This window comes from Candidatus Eisenbacteria bacterium (genome assembly GCA_016867495.1).
Taxonomy (GTDB): Bacteria; Eisenbacteria; RBG-16-71-46; order CAIMUX01; family VGJL01; genus VGJL01.
The window spans coordinates 1-3,552 of record VGJL01000232.1 but is presented as its reverse complement, the minus strand read 5'-3'; the positions used below and the strand labels follow the sequence as shown (position 1 = coordinate 3,552).

Below are 3,552 nucleotides of genomic sequence, written 5' to 3'. Positions count from 1 at the left end.
GTGCTTCATCTCGTCGATCGATTCCGTACGGATCGCCTTGTAGAGAATCTCGTAGCCGTAGTTCTCGCACAGCTCGGCGTGGAGAAAGTACTGGTTGATCGCGGTCAGCTCCGCCGTCAGAGCCTCATTGAGCAACTTGATGACTTTCGGATCGCCCTTCATGATCTCTTCCTGCTCCTCCCCTTCGGTTTGGCCATGGTCCAAAAGCGCCACAGGAGATCCCGGCGCTTCGGTCCCCGCGAGTCTACCCGAGCGGACTCGGTGGGAGAAGACCCGTCCGGTTGTGGCGCGGCCCGACCTGCGCTACCCTGAAAAAGGGGTGCCGGACTCCTCCGGCAGGGAGGCACGTCGTGGCGGCGCGAGAACCGACGATCCTGGAGACCTTCCCGAATCCGAAGCCGGAGCGGGACTACGAGATCCGCTTCGACTGTCCGGAGTTCACCTGTCTCTGTCCGCTGACCGGGCAACCCGACTTCGCCCTCATTCGCGTCCACTACGTCCCGGACGCCCTCTGCGTGGAGCTGAAGTCCTTCAAGCTCTACCTCTGGTCCTACCGCAACCAGGGCGCCTTCCACGAGGCCGTTGTGAACAAGATCCTGGACGATCTGGTGTCGATCCTCTCGCCGCGCCGCATGGCCGTGGAGGGTGAGTTCCTTGTCCGCGGAGGAATTCGCACGACGGTACGGGCCTCGCACGGAGCTTGAGCCCTCTGGGGGCCACGGTGCGTCAGCCCGGAGCGCGGCGCCTGTTTGGAGGGGCCGGCTTGCCCTGATCTACCTCCTCCTGATCGCGGGCGCGCCCGGAATCGGCCGATCGCAGGAGCCCTCGATCTTCTATCCCGCTCGGTTCTATCCCGACAGCCCGGACCTTGCAGGCGCTGCGATCATCGCCCTGCAGCCGGGCGACTCGTCGCTTCCGCTCATTCTGACCTGCCGCCCTTCGGGCGGCTCGGTGTCGGTTCGCGTCCTGTCGGCGGAAGGCGGCGGACCGATCGAGGGAATCCTCGTCGAGGCCTGCGTCGGACGGTTCCGATCATCCGCCAAGACCGGAGGCGATGGTCGCGCCGTCATCCCCGGCGTGCCCGCGGGTCTTGCGCGGATCCGCGCGAGGCCCGATGACCCGCGCAGCGAAACCGGAGCCTACGCGATCCGCTACGCGCCGGGCGGCGTGGACTCCGCGGACGCCCTGTCCTACCGCGTGGCCGACGGCGCCACGACGGACGCCGGCGACCTGACGCTGCCGGCGGCGGGAAGGATCAAGGCGACCGTCCGGCGGCCGAGCGGAGATCCCTGGCCTCAAGTCCCTTTGATCCTGCGTTCGGTCGATGGAACGAAAAGGCTGGCGCGACCTGCGGATGATGAAGGCCGCGTGACTTTCGGAGGACTCGAGTCGGGATCCTATCGCCTCTGGGTCGACGCGAGAGGAACGGAGGCGATCAGCGAATCCTGGGATGGTTCCCGGGACACCTCGAACGCGGCTCCGATCGCGGTGGCAGCGGGCGAGTTGATCGCGGGGATCACGATCGCCCCGGACTTCGGCGGCGTCATCCGTGGGGATGTGCGGCATCGCGACAGCAACCTTGGCATCGCGAATGTGGAGGTGCGGGCCTATCCGCCTGGAGTCCCTTCTCAGGCCTACACGACCAGGACTGAGGATCTCGGTTTCTACGCGCTCCGCGGTCTTCCCTCCGGCTCCTACATCGTTCACGTCCCCGCGATCCGGCGCTACTACCCCGATGCCGAAAGCGAGAGCGGCGCTCGGAGGGTCGCCGTGAGGGAGGGGGCAGAAACGGGGGGGATCGACCTCAAGGGCAAGCTGGACGCCGACTGTCTCCTTCCTCCCAGTCTCGAGGGAGTGATCGAAGGAGTGCTCCAGGCGGACTTCGGAAGGCTGCCGAGCGCCAGGATCGTCGCGACAGGATCTCCGGGCGTCTTCTCTGTGACGATCAAGGCCGGGATGTCGACGATCTGGAGGATCGGATGCCTCCCTTCCGGCAGCTACACGGTCGCGTTCGTGCCCGACGGCGTCTACAGGACGCAGTACCACCCGAGAACGTACGATCCCGCGCAGGCTCTGCCGGTCGATGTCGTGGCGGGCGACACGACGCGGAGCGTCAGCTTCCTTCCCGACCTGGGGGTAGTCCTGCGCGGGAGCGTTGTGTCGCAAGGGAGTGAGGCCCTTCGGGACATACCGATCGTTGCCATCGAACAGTCGATGTCGCTTCGAGCGACCGCAGAGACGGACGATGTGGGAGATTTCCGGATCGATCGGCTCGCTGACGGCACGGGTCTCCCGGCGGGGAATTGGATCGTTTCGACCGACTCCCTCACCGTGAACAACACTGCCGTCAGCCCGGCCCTCTGGATCGATCTCGTCGCCGAAGTGGAGGGGCGCGGGGTCCGATTGCGCTTCGCCTTTCCCCCGGGGGTTCCGGTCGCCTCCTGGAGGCTCGAACGCCGACTGGCGGGCGGAGAGCCCTCCACGGTGGCCGATGCCGGGAGCCACCCGGACGGGGCGGGAGCCCTCGACTTCCTCGATCCCATCGACGCGGGCGGAGTCTCCTATCGACTCACGGCCCATCTGCGCGCGGACGGCATCCTCGCGGAATATCGGACCGACTGGGTCTCTCCGATGCCGAGTCCCGGAACGCCCCGGCGCATCTTTCCGCAGCCATGGAACGGTGTCGGCGATCTCGTTCTGCCCGACGGCGCCGCTCTCGAGAGTGTGGTAGATTTCTTCGGGGCCGATGGGGCGCTGAAGCTCCGCCTCTCCCCACGGGAGGGCCGTATCGCTCTGAGCGGACAGGGAGATCTCTCGAGCGGCGTCTATTTCCTGCGATGGAAGGACGCGCGTGGGCGCGAGCGCGCGGGGCGAGTCGTGCTGCAGCGATGAGGGATCGCCGCGATCTCCCCTCGGTCCTGACGCGCGCCCTCCTGATGGCCGCGGCCCCGCGCGCCCGCCAAGGCCAGGCTCCCGCGAACGATCTGTTCACCTCGCCAGGCGCGCCGCCCTCCCTGGAGGACCTCACGGCGGTTTCCGATGAGGCGCACGCCCTGCTCTCCGATCTGATCATTCTCTTGCAGCTCGAGCTCGAGGGACTGGTGGGATCTCCGCTCAACGATCGATCACGCGCGCGCCCTCGCCTCGGCTCGCCCTCCCGCAGCAGGATCCTCGCCGAATGGCCGACGCGGCCGCACGCGGGAACGGCGCGGGATCTGTTTCCGCGGCCCGCGGGGCGACACGCCCTGCCGATCGCCTCCGGCCCCGAGCCGTTCTTCCTCGAGACGTTGGAGGCGATCCGCGGGATGGCCGGAGCCCTCGATCTGGATGCTTCCGACATAGAGGAGATGATCCGGTGGCTTCTGCCTGTCATTGCGCGCTGCGCACCGGAGGACGATCCCGTCGGATGGATCCATGCGCACGCGCTCCGGCACAGGCTCCTTCGCGGTCCCGGGCACCGACTCAGGTTCCAGGTCGACCGGGAGCGGGGCCGAAGCCACGGCGTTCTCTACACCCCGCCGCCGCTGACCGAGGCGCTCGTCAGCGCGGTGC

At 67.5% G+C, this 3,552-nt stretch carries 4 protein-coding genes; 3 read left to right on the top strand and 1 reads right to left on the bottom strand.

What is annotated here, in order from left to right:
• A partial coding sequence (locus FJY88_12705; protein MBM3288194.1) for a bacterioferritin occupies window positions 1–162 on the bottom strand: 162 nt, incomplete at its 3' end.
• 188 nt (window positions 163–350) lie between these two features.
• On the opposite strand from FJY88_12705, the gene queF reads away from it, so the two are divergent.
• From queF to FJY88_12690, 3 genes are all read left to right on the top strand, one after another.
• Complete coding sequence (gene queF / locus FJY88_12700) at window positions 351–704, top strand: NADPH-dependent 7-cyano-7-deazaguanine reductase QueF (GenBank protein MBM3288193.1); 354 nt, start codon at window positions 351–353, stop codon at window positions 702–704.
• 247 nt (window positions 705–951) lie between these two features.
• Complete coding sequence (locus FJY88_12695; protein MBM3288192.1) at window positions 952–2,892, top strand: hypothetical protein; 1,941 nt, start codon at window positions 952–954, stop codon at window positions 2,890–2,892.
• Window positions 2,889–3,552, top strand: a 664-nt coding sequence (locus tag FJY88_12690) for a hypothetical protein (protein MBM3288191.1), incomplete at its 3' end; no start/stop codon positions are given. The genes FJY88_12695 and FJY88_12690, both read left to right, overlap by 4 nt.